The 15,759-nt window shown below is 41.5% G+C and carries 14 protein-coding genes and 1 tRNA gene; 12 read left to right on the top strand and 3 right to left on the bottom strand.

The features are described from left to right. Positions 1 to 66: 66 nt before the first annotated feature. Positions 67 to 603: a DUF4924 family protein gene (locus CDH51_RS15610; RefSeq protein ID WP_100629498.1), complete on the bottom strand. Its 537-nt coding sequence runs from the start codon at positions 601 to 603 to the stop codon at positions 67 to 69. A 364-nt stretch (positions 604 to 967) separates the two neighbouring features. Here CDH51_RS15610 and lepA point away from each other — a divergent pair, with 364 nt between their 5' ends. From lepA to CDH51_RS15645, 7 genes are all read left to right on the top strand, one after another. Further along, the gene (gene lepA / locus CDH51_RS15615; protein WP_317045958.1) at positions 968 to 2,755 is read left to right on the top strand and encodes a translation elongation factor 4; all 1,788 of its coding nucleotides are present in this window, start codon (positions 968 to 970) and stop codon (positions 2,753 to 2,755) included. A gap of 137 nt (positions 2,756 to 2,892) precedes the next feature. Then, positions 2,893 to 3,255: a four helix bundle protein gene (locus tag CDH51_RS15620; protein WP_100629500.1), complete on the top strand. Its 363-nt coding sequence runs from the start codon at positions 2,893 to 2,895 to the stop codon at positions 3,253 to 3,255. Positions 3,256 to 3,313: 58 nt separating this feature from the next. Beyond that, positions 3,314 to 4,198, top strand: a complete 885-nt coding sequence (locus CDH51_RS15625) for a bifunctional 5,10-methylenetetrahydrofolate dehydrogenase/5,10-methenyltetrahydrofolate cyclohydrolase (RefSeq protein WP_100629501.1) — start codon at positions 3,314 to 3,316, stop codon at positions 4,196 to 4,198. Positions 4,199 to 4,270: 72 nt separating this feature from the next. After that, positions 4,271 to 4,357: transfer RNA gene (locus tag CDH51_RS15630), tRNA-Leu, on the top strand. 91 nt (positions 4,358 to 4,448) lie between these two features. Further along, positions 4,449 to 4,988 (top strand): DsrE family protein, encoded by a 540-nt coding sequence (locus CDH51_RS15635; protein WP_100629502.1) that lies wholly within the window; start codon positions 4,449 to 4,451, stop codon positions 4,986 to 4,988. A 110-nt stretch (positions 4,989 to 5,098) separates the two neighbouring features. Continuing rightward, entirely contained in the window at positions 5,099 to 6,982 is a 1,884-nt protein-coding gene (locus tag CDH51_RS15640) for an amidophosphoribosyltransferase (protein ID WP_100629503.1), read from the top strand. A 92-nt stretch (positions 6,983 to 7,074) separates the two neighbouring features. Further along, positions 7,075 to 8,121 (top strand): M42 family metallopeptidase, encoded by a 1,047-nt coding sequence (locus CDH51_RS15645; RefSeq protein WP_100629504.1) that lies wholly within the window; start codon positions 7,075 to 7,077, stop codon positions 8,119 to 8,121. 206 nt (positions 8,122 to 8,327) lie between these two features. Here the strand turns inward: CDH51_RS15645 and CDH51_RS15650 are convergent, their stop codons facing one another. Continuing rightward, on the bottom strand, positions 8,328 to 9,215 hold the full coding sequence (locus tag CDH51_RS15650) for a YitT family protein (RefSeq protein WP_232724838.1): 888 nt from the start codon (positions 9,213 to 9,215) through the stop codon (positions 8,328 to 8,330). Positions 9,216 to 9,407: 192 nt separating this feature from the next. Between CDH51_RS15650 and CDH51_RS15655 the strand changes: the two genes are divergently transcribed. Genes CDH51_RS15655 through CDH51_RS15670 form a run of 4 tightly spaced genes read left to right on the top strand, consistent with a single transcriptional unit; the run spans position 9,408 to position 13,425 of the window. After that, a complete protein-coding gene (locus tag CDH51_RS15655; RefSeq protein ID WP_100629506.1) occupies positions 9,408 to 10,835 on the top strand; it encodes a circularly permuted type 2 ATP-grasp protein in 1,428 nt (475 codons plus the stop codon). Positions 10,836 to 10,847: 12 nt separating this feature from the next. Next, positions 10,848 to 11,825: an alpha-E domain-containing protein gene (locus CDH51_RS15660; RefSeq protein WP_100629507.1), complete on the top strand. Its 978-nt coding sequence runs from the start codon at positions 10,848 to 10,850 to the stop codon at positions 11,823 to 11,825. After that, on the top strand, positions 11,825 to 12,565 hold the full coding sequence (locus tag CDH51_RS15665) for a peptidase (protein ID WP_100629508.1): 741 nt from the start codon (positions 11,825 to 11,827) through the stop codon (positions 12,563 to 12,565). Before CDH51_RS15660 ends, CDH51_RS15665 begins: the two co-directional genes overlap by 1 nt. An 11-nt stretch (positions 12,566 to 12,576) precedes the next feature. Continuing rightward, on the top strand, positions 12,577 to 13,425 hold the full coding sequence (locus CDH51_RS15670) for a transglutaminase family protein (RefSeq protein WP_100629509.1): 849 nt from the start codon (positions 12,577 to 12,579) through the stop codon (positions 13,423 to 13,425). Here the strand turns inward: CDH51_RS15670 and CDH51_RS15675 are convergent, their stop codons facing one another. Beyond that, a complete protein-coding gene (locus CDH51_RS15675; RefSeq protein WP_100629510.1) occupies positions 13,426 to 14,187 on the bottom strand; it encodes a DUF6503 family protein in 762 nt (253 codons plus the stop codon). 268 nt (positions 14,188 to 14,455) lie between these two features. Here CDH51_RS15675 and CDH51_RS15680 point away from each other — a divergent pair, with 268 nt between their 5' ends. Beyond that, the gene (locus CDH51_RS15680) at positions 14,456 to 15,679 is read left to right on the top strand and encodes a PepSY-associated TM helix domain-containing protein (RefSeq protein ID WP_100629511.1); all 1,224 of its coding nucleotides are present in this window, start codon (positions 14,456 to 14,458) and stop codon (positions 15,677 to 15,679) included. Positions 15,680 to 15,759: the final 80 nt, after the last annotated feature.

Consider the following 15,759-nt stretch of genomic DNA (forward strand, 5'->3'; position numbering starts at 1 on the left):
GTTGATAGGTAATTTTCAAATCTTTCAATCCGCGGCGGACAAGTTCTTCCTTTGTTACAATCAAGCTCAATTCCTCGAAATTCTTTCCTGCTGATAGACCAAATTCAAGAGACTCAAAACTTCCCCAAAAGCCTCCGCGGATTTCAGTTGCTCTTCCGATACTTTCTTTCCCAAAAGTCGACAAAGTAAGAGTCCATAGACTCCGTTCAGGCAGATTTGGATTTCATTCCCAAGGTCTTGTCCTTCAGCTTCCATCACAGCTTGGAGGATGTAGGGTTTAGCTTTTTGATAGCTTTCAAAATAGGTTTTGTCCGTTTTCAATAGCTGCCAGTGGATTTTCGAGAGTTCCTTGACTAGTTTTTGGGTTTCCTCCAAATGCCCTTTCTCCATAATTCCTTCTTTTTCCATCTGATTTTTCAATTCCCGATACCAGTTAAAGATCCCTTCTTTCTCCATTTCTTCTACCGGAAAGTGAGCCACGACATACTGTCGGATTTCCTCCAGATTCCCTTGGAAAGAGCGGATTAAATCCTCCTGCTGATAGAGGTAGATGATGTATTCGGCGATGTTTTGAGACTTTTTTGATTCGGCGATGGATTGCATGGCGTTAATTTTATTATTTCACAAAGGTAAGTATTAAGAAAAGAAAGCTTCGTAGATAGTTTAAGATAGGGCTACGCCCAGATAAGGGAAGAAAGCTCCGCAGATAGTTTAAGATAAGGCTACGCCCAGATAAGGGAAGATAGCTTCGCAGATAATTTAAGATAGGCTTCGTAAGATAGGGAAGATAGCTTCGCGGATATATTTCGCCTTTTATCTTGCCGAAGGCATATCTTTCTGAACGAAGTGAAGAGTATCTTTGAAAGACAAATCTTTTAACATTCCGACCAATTTACTGTTTAGCTATTTCAATTAGGTTCAAGGGATTTTCTCCTTCTTTTTCCCTACTTTTGCGGCACAAATGCTTATGAAAAACATTCGAAATTTCTGTATTATCGCCCACATTGATCATGGGAAGAGTACGTTGGCGGATAGGTTGTTGCAGTTCACCAATACGGTGAGTGATCGGGAAATGCAGGACCAGTTGTTGGATGACATGGATCTGGAGCGAGAGCGAGGGATTACGATCAAGTCGCACGCTATTCAGATGAAATATCCTTACAAGGGGGAGGAATACACCTTCAATTTGATCGATACCCCGGGACACGTGGATTTTTCCTACGAAGTGTCGCGTTCGATCGCAGCTTGTGAAGGAGCACTTTTGATTGTGGATGCTTCGCAAGGAATTGAAGCTCAGACGATTTCTAATTTGTACTTGGCTATGGGTCATGATCTGGAAATCATTCCAGTTCTCAATAAAATAGATCTGCCAGGTGCTGATCCGGAACTTCGGGCTGATGAGATCATCGATCTGATCGGTTGTGATCGGGAAGATATCATTTTGGCATCCGGCAAAGAGGGAATCGGTATTGAGGATATTTTGAATGCCGTAGTAGAGAAAGTTCCTGCTCCCAAAGGCGACCCAGAAGCTCCGCTTCAGGCGATGATTTTTGATTCGCATTACAATTCCTTCCGGGGAATCGAAGTAATCTTCCGAATCTTCAATGGAACGCTTCGCAAGGGAGAGAAAATTAAATTTGTCAACACCGGCAGGGAATATGAAGCTGATGAAATCGGCATTTTAGGTTTCAACCAAATCCCTCAGCAGGAAATGGGTGCGGGTACCGTTGGGTATTTGATTTCTGGAATTAAAGTAGCCAAAGAAGTAAAAGTGGGGGATACCATTACCCACACCAAGCGTCCCTGTGATAAGGCTATTCAAGGTTTCGAAAATGTGAAACCGATGGTTTTTGCGGGAATTTATCCGGTAGATACCACGGAATTTGAGGAATTGAGAGCTTCCATGGAGAAGTTGCAGCTAAATGATGCATCGCTAGTATGGGAACCTGAGACTTCTGCGGCCCTAGGTTTTGGATTCCGATGCGGATTCTTAGGAATGCTGCACATGGAGATCGTGCAGGAGCGTTTGGAGCGGGAGTTTGACATGACGGTGATTACCACCGTGCCTTCGGTTCAGTTCCGCGCACTGATGACTGATGATACCTACCAAGTAATCAATGCACCATCTGATATGCCTGATCCTACCAGGTTCAAGCATATCGAAGAACCTTTTGTTAAAGCATCCATCATTACCGCCTCGGATTATGTGGGGCCGGTGATTCAGCTTTGTATGGAAAAGCGTGGACAGATCAAAAATCAAGTCTACCTGACTTCTGAGCGGGTAGAATTACAGTTTGACATGCCTCTGGCAGAGATTGTGTTTGACTTTTTCGATAAGTTGAAGACCATCTCAAGAGGTTATGCTTCCTTGGATTATGAATTAAAAGGTTATCAGCCTTCGCATATGGTTCGTCTGGATGTCATGCTTAACGGCGAGCCAGTTGATGCCCTTTCGGCAATCGTCCACAGGGACAAGGCCTATGAATGGGGCAAGCGTCTGTGTGAGAAGCTGAAGGAATTGGTGCCTCGTCAAATGTTTGAGATTGCTATTCAAGCCGCAATCGGAACGAAAATCATCGCCCGGGAAACTGTAAAAGCCCTCCGTAAAAACGTGTTGGCGAAGTGCTATGGTGGTGATATCTCCCGAAAGCGAAAACTCCTCGAAAAGCAGAAAAAAGGAAAGAAACGCATGCGACAAGTCGGCAATGTAGAGGTTCCTCAGGAGGCATTTATGGCAGTGTTAAAGCTAGATTAGAAGTACGTAGTAAGAAATACGAAGTGCGATTTCTAAACTTCAGCGTTCGACATTCGATGTTCATCATTCATTATTTATAAATATTGGATGGTGGAAATATAAAATAAGGTTTGAGATTGCCTCATTAGATACTTGTTATGGAAAGAAAATATGATTTGGAAGAGCGTTTGATAGATTTTGCTGCCTCAATCATAGCTTTCACGGACTCAATGGTTAATTCAAAAGCTGGGAACCATTTGGCAAATCAGCTTTTACGAAGTGGGACCTCTCCAGCCTTAAATTATGGTGAAGCACAATCTGGAGAATCAAGAAGGGATTTTATCCATAAACTGAAAATAGTCCTTAAAGAATTAAGAGAAACTAGAGTTGCAATCAAAATAATTGAAAAATCGATTTTGCATCTTGATAAAGGAGAAATCAAAAAACTCTTAAACGAGTGTAACCAATTGATTTCAATCTTTGTGAAAAGTATAGAAACTGCTGAACGAAATAATAATTAAATATCGAATGATGAACATCGAATGATGAATTTCGAAGTTCAAAACCTACATACGACCTATGCCTACAATCATCGACGGTAAAAAAACCTCACAAGACATTAAAAATGAAATAGCAGCACGAGTTGCGGAAATCAAATCGGAAGGAGGAAAAATTCCTCATCTGGCTGCAATCTTGGTGGGAAATGACGGTGCGAGCCAAACCTACGTGGGTGCCAAAGTGAAAGCATGTCATGAAATAGGTTTTGAGTCTACTTTGGTGAGAATGGAAGACACAGTTTCTGAAGAGGAACTTTTGGCCAAGGTGGAGGAAATCAATGAGAATCCGGATATCGATGGATTGATTGTACAGCTTCCGCTTCCCAAGCACATCTCTGTTGAAAAGGTGACTGATAAGATCAAGCCTGAAAAGGATGTGGATGGCTTCACGCCTGCGAATGTGGGAAGAATGGCCTTGAACTGGCCGGCATACGTTGCTGCAACTCCATATGGAATCGTTGAATTGCTCAAGCGATACCAAATCGAAACTTCCGGAAAGCACTGTGTGGTTATCGGCAGGAGTCACATTGTAGGTAGTCCCATGAGTATTTTGATGGCTAGAAACGGGTATCCAGGGAATGCTACTGTTACCTTGACTCACAGCCGAACCCAAAACTTGAAGGAAATTGCACAAACTGCTGATATTTTGATCGTGGCATTAGGGAAGCCTGAGTTTGTTACGGCAGATATGGTCAAGCCTGGTGCTGTGGTCATTGACGTGGGAATTCACCGAGTGGAGGATTCCAGCAAGAAATCTGGATTCCGGTTGATCGGAGATGTGAAGTTTGATGAAGTGGCTGAAAAAGCCTCGGCCATCACACCAGTGCCGGGAGGAGTAGGGCCAATGACCATTGCTTCTTTGCTTTACAATACGCTTTTGGCGGCCGAGCGAAAGGTTTACGGCTAAAAATATTTTTGCAAAAGCTAGAAATCTGTTTGCATCGAAGACTTCAGCTTTCTACTTTTGCAAACCTTAACCGCGCACGTGGTGAAACTGGTAGACACGCCATCTTGAGGGGGTGGTGCATTAAGTTGTGTGGAGGTTCGAATCCTCTCGTGCGCACCAAAGCCTTTCCAATTTTTGGAGAGGCTTTTTTGATTAATGGTGTCATGGAAATTAGATTTTTACTTACTTTTCGATTCTTAAAATCAAATCCATGATCAAGAACCTATCTCTCCTTTCGCTTCTTTTTGTTTTGACCTGTTCATCTTTAATCGCTCAAGAAGCCCAATTTCCAATCGTTAAGGGTTTTGGAGGTATCTATGAGGTGCCAGAAGCTACCGAACGTCCCGATCCTTCGCTGGAATATAAGATTTTGATAGACCTGATTACAGGTACTGAAACCCCTGAAAATGTCAACCGATATGTAGATAATGTGGCCCGATTGATGAATTTACATGGTTTGGCGGGAGTGCCTAAAGAAAGACTTCATGTCAAAGTAGTGGTCCATGGTGGGGCGATTTTTTCTATTTTGAATAATGAGAAATATCAAGAGCGATTTAAGGTCGACAATCCAAACGCTCCCGTGATTGCGGCACTGCGTGAAGGTGGGGCGGATATTTTGGTCTGTGGACAATCTATGATTGTGCGTGGCTTGAAAAAAGAAGACCTAGTAGAAGGAGTGGAAGTGGCTCATTCTATGCTTACTACGGCCACAACCTACGTTCCTCAAGGCTACGTGATGCTTCGTTTTTGATCCTAGCTAGGACATTGATAAGGAGTAGCGTAGCGAAATGAACTTTTCGGTTCTGAATTCTTTTAAATTGCTGTACCTTTGTATCATCACGCTAACTTATCTCCCGGTCAATGAGTGACGCCATCAAGCATGAATGCGGTATAGCCATGGTCAGGCTCCGCAAATCCCCTCAATACTACATCGACAAATACGGCACGCCTGCTTTTGCTTCCAATAGAATGTACGTTCTTATGCAGAAGCAAATCAATAGAGGTCAAGACGGTGCCGGTGTCGCCAATATCAAAATTAATACTAAACCCGGAACGCGCTACATCAGTCGATATCGCTCGATAGAGCCCTCTGCGGTCAATTACATTTTTGACAAAATAAACAAGAAGTACAAGAAAGCTAAAAAACTTGGAGGACACGATGCGCTCAGTGATGCAGATTGGCTGAAAGAAAATATTGCTTTCTCTGGCGAAGTTTGGCTAGGACACTTGCGCTATGGTACGCACGGAGAAAACAGCATTGAAACCTGCCACCCTTTCCTCAAGCAGAATAACTGGCGAAGCCGTAATCTGGTAATGGCTGGAAACTTCAATATGACCAATGTGGAGGAGCTGTTTGGAAAGCTAGTTCAATTGGGTCAGCACCCGAAGGAGAAGACCGATACGGTCACGGTGATGGAGAAAATTGGTCACTTTTTGGATGAAGAAAACCAACGGATTTTCGAGAAGTATAAGCACCAGTATTCAAATGAACAAGTCACACACCTGATTGAGGATGAGCTGGATGTAGGCAGAATTCTACGTCGATCCTGCCGTGATTTTGACGGAGGTTATGCGATGGCTGGAATGATAGGAAATGGTTCTAGCTTTGTTGTTCGTGATCCTTCCGGAATCAGGCCAGCATATTATTATGCCGATGATGAAATTATCGTAGTAGCCTCCGAAAAGCCTGCGATCAAATCTGCTTTTGATATTGATTTTAAGGAGATTAAGGAAATTCAGCCAGGTCATGCCTTGGTAATCAACAAGGATGGAAGCTACTCAGAAGAGGAAATTATGCCTGCCAGAGAAAAGAAATCCTGTTCATTCGAGCGGATCTATTTTTCACGTGGTACCGATCCGAATATTTATCAGGAGCGGAAAAATTTAGGCAAGGCGCTCATTCCTCAAATATTAAAAGCTATTGATTTCGATCTGAAGAATACAGTATTTTCTTACATCCCAAATACAGCTGAAACAGCCTTTTTGGGGATGATTGAGGGCTTAGAGGATTACTTGGTTGCCAAGCGTAAAGAGGTCTTTTTGGAAGGAAAACCTCACATGGGTGATCTGGAAGAATTGCTCAATTTCCGGCCAAGAGTCGAAAAACTTGTCAGCAAGGATGTCAAGCTTCGAACCTTCATCACCAATGACGATGATCGAGATGTGATGGTGAGTTCGGTGTATGATACGACCTATGAAGTAGTCAGACCGGGTGTAGATACCCTTGTGGTGATTGATGACAGTATCGTTAGAGGAACCACTTTGGAGAAGAGTATTTTGACTACACTCGATAAACTTAATCCCAAGAGGATTGTAATCGTTTCTTCTGCTCCTCAGATCCGTTTCCCTGATTGCTACGGGATCGATATGTCTCGAATGAAAGAATTTATCGCCTTCCGTGCAGCTTTGGCTCTGCTAAAGGAACGCAAAATGGAGAATATTTTGGATGAGACATATGAGGCTTGTATAGCCAATCCAAGCTCCTTAGAGAACTATGTGAAGAAGGTCTATGAGAATTTCACTGATCAAGAGATATCTGACAAGATCGCCGAAATCGTAACCTCACCAGAAATCAAAGCGGAAGTTCGGGTGATTTATCAGACGGTTGAATCCCTACATCAGTGCATTCCTGATCACGTTGGTGACTGGTATTTTACGGGCGATTATCCAACAAGTGGAGGTACTCGTGTTGTAAACCGGTCATTTGCTAACTTTATGGAGGGAAAAACCATCCGGGCATACTAGTTCGATAAGAATCTTAAATTTCAAGCGCAGCGTCTTCGTTGCGCTTTTTTTATCTTGTATTTTAGCTCAATTAACTGATATAAATAGAATATATGGACGTTTCATTACTCAAGGATGTATGCGAAATAGCCGGAGCACCGGGATTTGAAAAGCGGATTAGAGACCTAATTATCGAATTGGTAACGCCTTATGTCGATGAGATCAAAACCGATAATTTGGGAAATGTCATCGCAGTCAAAAAAGGACAAAGAAACCCTGATGGTAAGCGGGTGATGGTAGCAGCTCACATGGATGAGATTGGTTTTATTGTGACTCATATCGATGATAATGGATTTCTGCGGTTCCATACCCTTGGTGGGTTTGATCCCAAGACTTTGACAGCACAGCGAGTGATCGTACATGGCAAGAAGGATTTAATCGGGGTGATGGGGAGTAAGCCTATTCATGTAATGAGTCAGGAAGAGCGAAATAAACTTCCAAAGACTACCGATTTTTTCATCGATTTAGGCATGCCCAAGGAGGAAGTCGAAAAGTATATTTCTATCGGTGATCCAGTGACTCGCGATCGAGAATTGATCGAAATGGGTGAATGTGTCAACTGTAAATCGATCGATAATCGAGTGGCGGTTTTTATTCTAATTGAAGCTCTCAAGAATTTGAAAAACCCAGCTTATGATGTCTATGCGACTTTCACCGTACAAGAAGAAGTAGGAATACGAGGAGCCAACGTGGCAGCTCACAGTATCAATCCGGATTTTGGGATTGCTTTAGATACCACGATCGCTTTTGATGTGCCAGGTGCACAAGCTCATGAGAAAGTGACGGAACTAGGAAAGGGCACAGCTATCAAAATCATGGACGCGATGACTATCTGTGATTATCGGATGGTGACTTTTATGAAGCAAATTGCAGATCAAGAAAAAATCACTTGGCAACCTGAGATTCTTACTGCTGGCGGTACGGATACTGCAGGAGTACAGCGGATGGGTAAACAAGGTGCAATTGCCGGTGCGATTTCTATTCCAACCCGACACCTTCATCAGGTGATCGAGATGGCTCATAAATCTGATATCCAAGGATCGATAGATCTATTGGTAGCTTGTTTGGAAAAAGTTGATACTTACGATTGGAGTCACTGATACGATAATCAGTTAATATGATTATCCGTAATGATACCGGATTGCTTATTTTCTTTGCTAATCAAGTCGGATGCCCGATGTCCGATGACGGAAGCCAGCATAAATCGATAATTTATGCAGAATTTTACCCTTCAATTTCGCTACTGATAAAATAGCGGATATGCATATCAGTTAACTGATATGATGATGAATCTTAAAAAAAGGCCTTAATGTAAAGGCCTTTTTTTGATCATTCCGCCTTTGGTATCCTTGATGGGGTACTGAATGACGAAAGCCTTTGGGTCGATTTTGTCGATTTCAGTCAATACGCGTGTAACTTCTAATCGGGTGACTACGCAAAAGAGTACATTTCGATCAGGGTTTTTAGCTTTTTCACCAAATCCGCCGTCGGCTTTAAAGGCTGTCACTCCTCGGCCAAGATCGTAAGTGATTTTTTCTTTGATCGCATCTGAGTAATTAGAGACAATCATCACCCCGAGATATTCTTCCACACCATTGATAAGGAAATCGACGGTTCTCGACGCAGCAAAATAGGTCAGCATGGAATACATGGCTGTTTCAAGCCCTACCAGAATAGCAGCTACTAAGAAGAGGCAAACATTGAAGACAGTAATAAAGTCTCCTACGGTCAGGCTGGACTTGCGTGAAACTTGAATAGCAAGGACTTCCGTCCCATCAATGACAGCTCCCCCTCGAATCGAAAAGCCAATTCCACTTCCCAGAAAAAAACCTCCAAAAACCGCAATCAAAAGCTTGTCTGCCGTGATCACGGGTAATTCAATGTAGTGTACCAAAAGCGCCAAAGCAAAAATGGCAAAGGTGCTTTTAATAGCAAACCGGAGATTCAACTGTTTGTATCCAAGATAGATAAAGGGGATGTTGACCAAGATAATCAAAAGGGATAAATCCAGTGGTGTCAAAATCTCCATCAAAAGGGAAACCCCCATTGCACCCCCGTCGAAGAAGCCGTTTGGTAGTAAAAACCCCTTTAACCCAATACTGGCCATCACGACTCCTATTCCAATAAATAAGATGTCTTTTACCTGTCTCCAAAAAGTGACACGTCTTACCCAGGCACTATCTGGTATATTCAAAATTCCCCTAACCATATGCGAAAATAAAGTAAATTATCCACTCTTTCTGATTTATTCCCAAACAGAGGGAATATTGATTTTTTGAAGTTTAAGAGGAGTTTTCTGGTGGATTTTATTGGAATAGTTAATAAAAAGATGGTTTCTTAATTAAACTGAAGATTTATATATATTTTAAAGAAAGAATAAGAAAGCATGAAAATAGAAGGATACCAATCAGGGGAGCATTATGACGAGATGCTCAATCCCCAAGGTGAAATTCGTACTCCATACGCTGAATTTTTCCGAAACCTTAAGAAAGTCCCAACCGCCAAGATGAACCACTTGCAGTTTTCTGCAAATCAAACACAGCGAGCCATGGGAATGACTTTTAATGTTTATCATGACAATGAAGGACTTGAGAAAATATTGCACTTGGATATTATACCCAGAATCATTGCTAATCCTGAGTGGGAAAAACTAGATAAGGGATTAAAGCAAAGAACCTATGCCTTGAACCTTTTTCTCCAGGATATCTACAATGATCAAAAAATTCTAAAGGATGGTATTGTGCCAGAAGAGTTGATTTTGGGATCCAAAGATTTTCTTAAGCCTTGTATTGGCCTAACTCCACCAAAAGGGATTTGGTGCCACATAACGGGTACGGATTTGATTAAAAATAAGGATGGGGAATATTACGTCCTTGAGGACAATCTCCGATGCCCTTCTGGAGTTTCTTACATGTTGGAGAGTCGGGAGATAATTAAAAGAGCATTTCCAGTTCTTTTCAATAAGATCGGAGTAAGACCTGTCTCTGATTATCCCGCGAAACTTCTTCAGATGTTGCAGTTTCTCAGTGATAAGCCTAAGCCAGTTGTGGGAGTTTTGACTCCAGGAATATACAACTCAGCTTATTATGAGCATTCGTATCTAGCCCTTCAAATGGGAATAGAACTGGTAACCGGAATAGATCTTCTCGTCAAGGATAAAAAGGTATATATGCAAACTACCAAGGGGCTTCAGCAAATAGATGTACTCTATCGAAGAATTGATGATGTATTTATAGATCCGTTGACTTTTAGACCTGATTCCATGTTGGGGATTCCTGGGATTTTTGAAGCTTACAAAGCAGGAAATATTGCTTTGGCGAATGCCCCGGGAACAGGTGTAGCAGATGACAAAGCGGTTTATGCCTACGTTCCCAAAATCATTAAATATTACCTTGATGAAGATCCGATATTGAATAATGTTCCCACCTACCTATGTCGTGAAAAAAAGGATCTAGACTATGTTTTGGAAAATATTGAAGAATTGGTTGTTAAGGAAACCAATGCTGCGGGAGGGTATGGAATGTTGATTGGTCCAAAAGCCTCCAAAGAAGAGCATGCAAAATTCAGAGAATTGATCAAAGCAAACCCAACCAACTATATCGCACAACCTACTTTGTCATTATCTACGGTGCCGACATTGACAGACGAAGGACTACAAGGAAGACATGTTGATTTAAGACCGTATATTCTTTATGGTGATGGTATTGAGGTGATCCCTGGTGCATTGACACGAGTAGCACTTCGAAAAGGGTCATTAGTGGTCAATAGCTCTCAAGGTGGTGGTAGTAAGGACACTTGGATTTTATACTCTTAAAGGATTAAAACTATGCTAAGTCGCGTTGCAAATAATATTTATTGGTTAGGAAGATACTTGGAGAGGGCTGAGAATTATGCTCGTTTTATCGATGTGAATTTCAATTTGATGCAGGATCTTCCCATGGATCTAAAAGAGCAATGGCAGCCTCTCATAGCAGCTACTGGAGATTTACAATTATATCAGCATAGCTATAAAGATTTCGACAAAAACCAAGTCCTGTTTTTTCTAACATTTGATCAAAATAACCCTAATTCGATGTTTTCTGCCATTTCTCGTGCAAGGGAAAATGCGCGAATTATCCGAGAAAACCTCAGCAAAGAAACTTGGGAAAAGAGTAATCAGCTCTATTTGATGATGCAAGAAGGAGAGGCAAAGAAGGTTTGGAAAAAAGCAGACCCAAGACCTTTCTATGAGAAAATCAAAAATCAGATTTTACTGATTTATGGGATAGCAGATAGTAGCGTAGCTAGAGTGGAGGGATGGTATTTTAGACAGTTGGGTCAATTTGTGGAAAGGGCTGATAAGACTTCTCGTATTTTGGATGTCAAGTATCATATCCTTTTGCCATCCGGCTCAGATGTAGGATCGCCGTTGGATTTTCTTCATTGGATGGCACTTTTGAAGTCGGTGACAGGATTTAATACCTACAGAAGAATTTATGGAAATATTAATCCCCTGAACGTTGTTGAATTTCTTGTTTTAAACAAATACTTCCCCCGTTCGATCTATTTTTGCTTAAATGAGGCAGAGGTTTGTCTTCATCATATTTCTGGTAATTTGGGTGGAGGCTTCAAAAACCCTGCAGAAAAAGCTATTGGTGAATTACGCTCCCAACTAGAATTTGCCGAAGTCGGAGAAATAATTGATTATGGCCTTCACGAATATTTGGATAACATTCAAATAAAACTGAATAAGCTATCAGATCTGATTGACAGTACGTACTTTCGGCTTCAGGATAATTTTATCTCCCAAAATCAAAATCAATAATGACATTTTGCCTAGGCATCAAAACCAAACATGGATTGGTGGGGCTATCCGATACCAGGATTACCTCAGGAAGTGATACCACCTCCTCCAAAAAAGTCTTCACCGTTAATCGGCAAAAGCATTCATTCTTTATCATGACTAGTGGCCTTCGTTCGGTTCGAGATAAAGCAATCACATATTTTTCTGAGGTTATTGAAAAGCAAGACGAATCATTTACAAAGCTTTATAATGCTGTCAACGAGTTTGGCAATCAAGTGAAGCTTGTGGCCAAGGAAGACAAAGAGTTTTTGGAAGAAGCCGGTTTAAATTTCAACCTGTTTTCCATTATTGGAGGACAGTTAGAAGATGACTCAGAGCCGAAGTTATACTTGCTTTATCCGCAAGGCAATTGGATCGAAATCAGAAAAGGAACCCCATATGTGATTATTGGTAATTCTGGCTTTGGAATTCCTGTCCTGAAAAGAGCCTTACATTTTGAAGATCCTCTCGAATACGCATTACGATGTGCTTTCCTGTCTTTTGATGCAACTAGGATTTCTGCAAACGATGTTGATTTTCCAATTGATACAGTTGTCCTCAAAAATGATGAGTATTACTCGATAGAGAAACGATTCGAACAAAAAGATATGGAGCATATTTCCTCATTTTGGAATAATCGGCTGAAGAGTGCTATTGCGGATTTACCTGCCAATATTTTAGATCAAGCATTTGATCGCCAAAAAGACTTGGCAGAAGAATAGAACTATTCCGTATGCTGATCAAAGTCAATCACTTCACGAGCTATTTATACAGTCAACCGGTAGAACTGGGCATTCATAGCTTTTACCTACATCCTCAATATAGGCCATACTATAAGATTGATAATCAGTCTATGAAGGTGTTTCCTGATCCCTCCGGTTCGAACTTTCGGGAAGATCTACTTGGAAATTGGTATCAGCAAGTATGGTTTCAAGGCAAAGTATCCAAATTGGAAATTTATTCGGAATGGGAATTTAAATTGAGCCCATTCAATCCATTTTCCTTTATCGTTGAAGGTGCTTTTGAAGAGAAGTTCTTTGAGGGGAATAGAAAACTTTATCTGGGAGAATCGGATTTTCTAAGGCCGTTTTTGGATTCAGAACTGACGGAAGCGATCGAGTTTTTAGGTAGTGTAAAAACAAAATCTAGTGGACTCATCGATTTTTTGACCCAATTGACGGGGTTAATTCATCTGGAATGGAATCATATCATTCGGCATGAACAAAATATTTGGAGTCCAAAAGATACTTTTTTCAAAAAGGAAGGGTCTTGTCGTGATCTTGCATTTATGCAAATGGCTATGCTTAGATCAGTTGGCTTAGCTACTCGATTTGCATCCGGCTATTCTTTCAATCCTGACGTGGAAGATGGGCATGAGCTTCATGCCTGGCTAGAGGTTTTTCTCCCAGGAGCAGGATGGGTAGGTTTGGATCCTAGTTTGGGTTTATTCACAGACAATGGTTACATACCTCTTGCTCTCCATTTTGATCCACTTGCGACTTCCCCCGTCCAAGGTGTCTTCTATGGAAATGCCCTATCAAAACTCGAGGCAAATGTGAGTATTAAGATAATTTCAGGTTGATTAGTTTGCTACTACGGCACCCTTTTCCGGCATTTCAAAAAGATCATCATCAAGAGCATCCTCTGTCAGTACAACATCTGCGAAACTGACCTGATATCGTATCCTGCCTGTGGAATCACCTTCTAATGTATAGCCTGTCAGAACTCTAGGAAATACCAATCCTCCTGCATCCCGATAGTCCTCGTATTTAAGGGCATTTAGAGTAGGTTCTGGGCTATCAAAAAACGTAACTGTATAGAGCACCCATTCCAATTGATGGGTTTCGGGGTCAGCTAGCATGTAGTATTGGTCATCAGGGCTATCTCCTTTATTACTGGCAAAGCTCACACTGAATGTTTCATGGCTTTTGCCATTTATGGTGCGATCTTCGATCTTCTCCACGCTCACTCCCGGATCTGTGAAAATGTAGGGAATGCTAAAAAAGTAGAAATAAAGATTGTGATAGAATCGTACGGAAGGTCCACCAAAAGCTTGTCGGTTGGGGCTAATCCAAACTTTCTCCCCATCAAAGCCTATTTGAAAATTTTGAGCATCGATTCTACCTTTTCTCGAACCCAAATTGAAAAAGTGATTCTCTTGAGTAAGATTGGTTTCATGAAACATGGTGTAAGAAAAGGCTTCCGCATCAAGCCATCGGCTCCAATCTCCATGGGCATCTAGCACTTGTTTGAAATCCTCAGGTTGAATAGCCCGTGGATCGGGTTCCTTTTCTGCACAGGCAAAAACTAGGAGAAGAAGTAAGATAAAATAGGTGTTTTTCATCTGTTAATAATTGATTTTTAATGGTCAGATGGAATCTCGCGTGTTTGATAGTCGTCCCAGTATCTGTCGGCTAGGTCATGCCTTTCTACTTCAGGGAGGCTCGATTTCATTTTAAGCGGTGATTTCGACCTCAAGATATAAAAATGCGAATCATTTCCTTTTTTTCAATTTGAAGTCTTTCTCCGACCATTCAAAGATTTTTTAGAATCAATCTTAATAATCTTAATTTTTCCTTTTAATTTTGACCAAATCTAAATAAGGATAAAGAATGGCAGCTACAAATCCCCTTTGGAAAAAAGTCCGCAAACTCTTCAATGATATTCATCTTTACGCAGGTCTGATTTCTGGATTAGTTGTCATCCTTGTTTGCCTGAGCGGGACGATTTATGTCTACAATACTGAGATCAAGGAGTGGGCAGATTCAGAGCGGTATTTTGTGGAGGAAGAGGGGAGTAGACTTTCTTTGGATGAATTGAGAAGTAAGGTAGAGTCTCAAATTGGCGGTGAAGTCACTTCTGTTTTTGTAAGTGAAGATCCAAGCCGAACCGTGCAGTTTAGCTTATTGAAAGAGGGTGAAAAAGGTCGGGGTACTACCTATTTTATCAATCCTTATTCTGGAGAAGTCCTTGCAGATAATTCGGAGCGAACAGCAGCTGAGGAATTTATGAGTATGCAGTTTTCACTGCATCGATGGTTGTTGATCGACCGAATTGAAGAGCCTTTGCTGGAAAGCATGAGCAATCGGGAGCTAGGCCGTTTGATCAATGGAATAGCCACTTCTTTATTTTTATTAGGGGTATTAACAGGCATGGTAATTTGGGTACCCCAAAAGGTTAAAAGCTGGCGTCAAGGTCTCAAAGTGAAATGGTCAGGAAATTGGAAGCGGGTGAATCATGACTTGCACAACACCTTAGCATTTTATTCCCTAATCGCTTTGTTTATCATGTCTGCTACGGGATTGTTCTGGTCATTTCAATGGTACCGAGAAGGTTGGCAGAAGACTTGGGACACCTATCAGCCACCTAAAGAAGAGCAAAAAGGGGAGGAGGCCATTGAGATAGTTCCTGGACCGGCTCTTCAGTTTTCTTTAGATAATGCGTTGGCAAAAGTAAATGAAACCCTTCCTTACAGCGGAAACAGCAGAATCAGCCTTCCGAAGGACGACTCCGAATCCATCAGTATCAGTAAATACCGGATAGGCTTTTTTGCCAGATCAGGGTCGGATCAACTGCAACTTGATCAGGCTAATTTAGAGGTGAAGGAAAGCAAGCTTTTCTCAGATATGACTGTCAGACAGCAAATTGGCCGCTCGGTGAAAAGCCTACACACAGGAGAGATTTTTGGTGCCTTTACGAAGTTTCTTTGGTTTGTCGCTTGCTTGATTGCGACTTCGCTTCCTATCACTGGTACACTAATTTGGTGGAATAAGCGGAAAAAGAAAAAGCCAACTAAAAAGAAGAATGTGGAGAGTAGACAATTGGAAGTGGCCTAAATCTCCGAGTAACTTTTTTATAAATTATAGGCAATTCAATAGATTGACTCATCTTCCTTTTCTATTGATTAATTAAATTT

It is taken from the genome of Algoriphagus formosus (assembly GCF_002807035.1).
Classification (GTDB): Bacteria; Bacteroidota; Bacteroidia; order Cytophagales; family Cyclobacteriaceae; genus Algoriphagus; species Algoriphagus formosus.

Bases quoted from the DNA above. Each gene is read 5' to 3' on its own strand.
- CDH51_RS15610 (WP_100629498.1), bottom strand. From the start codon at position 603: ATGCAATCCATCGCCGAATCAAAAAAGTCTCAAAACATCGCCGAATAC.
- lepA (WP_317045958.1), top strand. From the start codon at position 968: ATGAAAAACATTCGAAATTTCTGTATTATCGCCCACATTGATCATGGG.
- CDH51_RS15620 (WP_100629500.1), top strand. From the start codon at position 2,893: ATGGAAAGAAAATATGATTTGGAAGAGCGTTTGATAGATTTTGCTGCC.
- CDH51_RS15625 (WP_100629501.1), top strand. From the start codon at position 3,314: ATGCCTACAATCATCGACGGTAAAAAAACCTCACAAGACATTAAAAAT.
- CDH51_RS15635 (WP_100629502.1), top strand. From the start codon at position 4,449: ATGATCAAGAACCTATCTCTCCTTTCGCTTCTTTTTGTTTTGACCTGT.
- CDH51_RS15640 (WP_100629503.1), top strand. From the start codon at position 5,099: ATGAGTGACGCCATCAAGCATGAATGCGGTATAGCCATGGTCAGGCTC.
- CDH51_RS15645 (WP_100629504.1), top strand. From the start codon at position 7,075: ATGGACGTTTCATTACTCAAGGATGTATGCGAAATAGCCGGAGCACCG.
- CDH51_RS15655 (WP_100629506.1), top strand. From the start codon at position 9,408: ATGAAAATAGAAGGATACCAATCAGGGGAGCATTATGACGAGATGCTC.
- CDH51_RS15660 (WP_100629507.1), top strand. From the start codon at position 10,848: ATGCTAAGTCGCGTTGCAAATAATATTTATTGGTTAGGAAGATACTTG.
- CDH51_RS15665 (WP_100629508.1), top strand. From the start codon at position 11,825: ATGACATTTTGCCTAGGCATCAAAACCAAACATGGATTGGTGGGGCTA.
- CDH51_RS15670 (WP_100629509.1), top strand. From the start codon at position 12,577: ATGCTGATCAAAGTCAATCACTTCACGAGCTATTTATACAGTCAACCG.
- CDH51_RS15675 (WP_100629510.1), bottom strand. From the start codon at position 14,187: ATGAAAAACACCTATTTTATCTTACTTCTTCTCCTAGTTTTTGCCTGT.
- CDH51_RS15680 (WP_100629511.1), top strand. From the start codon at position 14,456: ATGGCAGCTACAAATCCCCTTTGGAAAAAAGTCCGCAAACTCTTCAAT.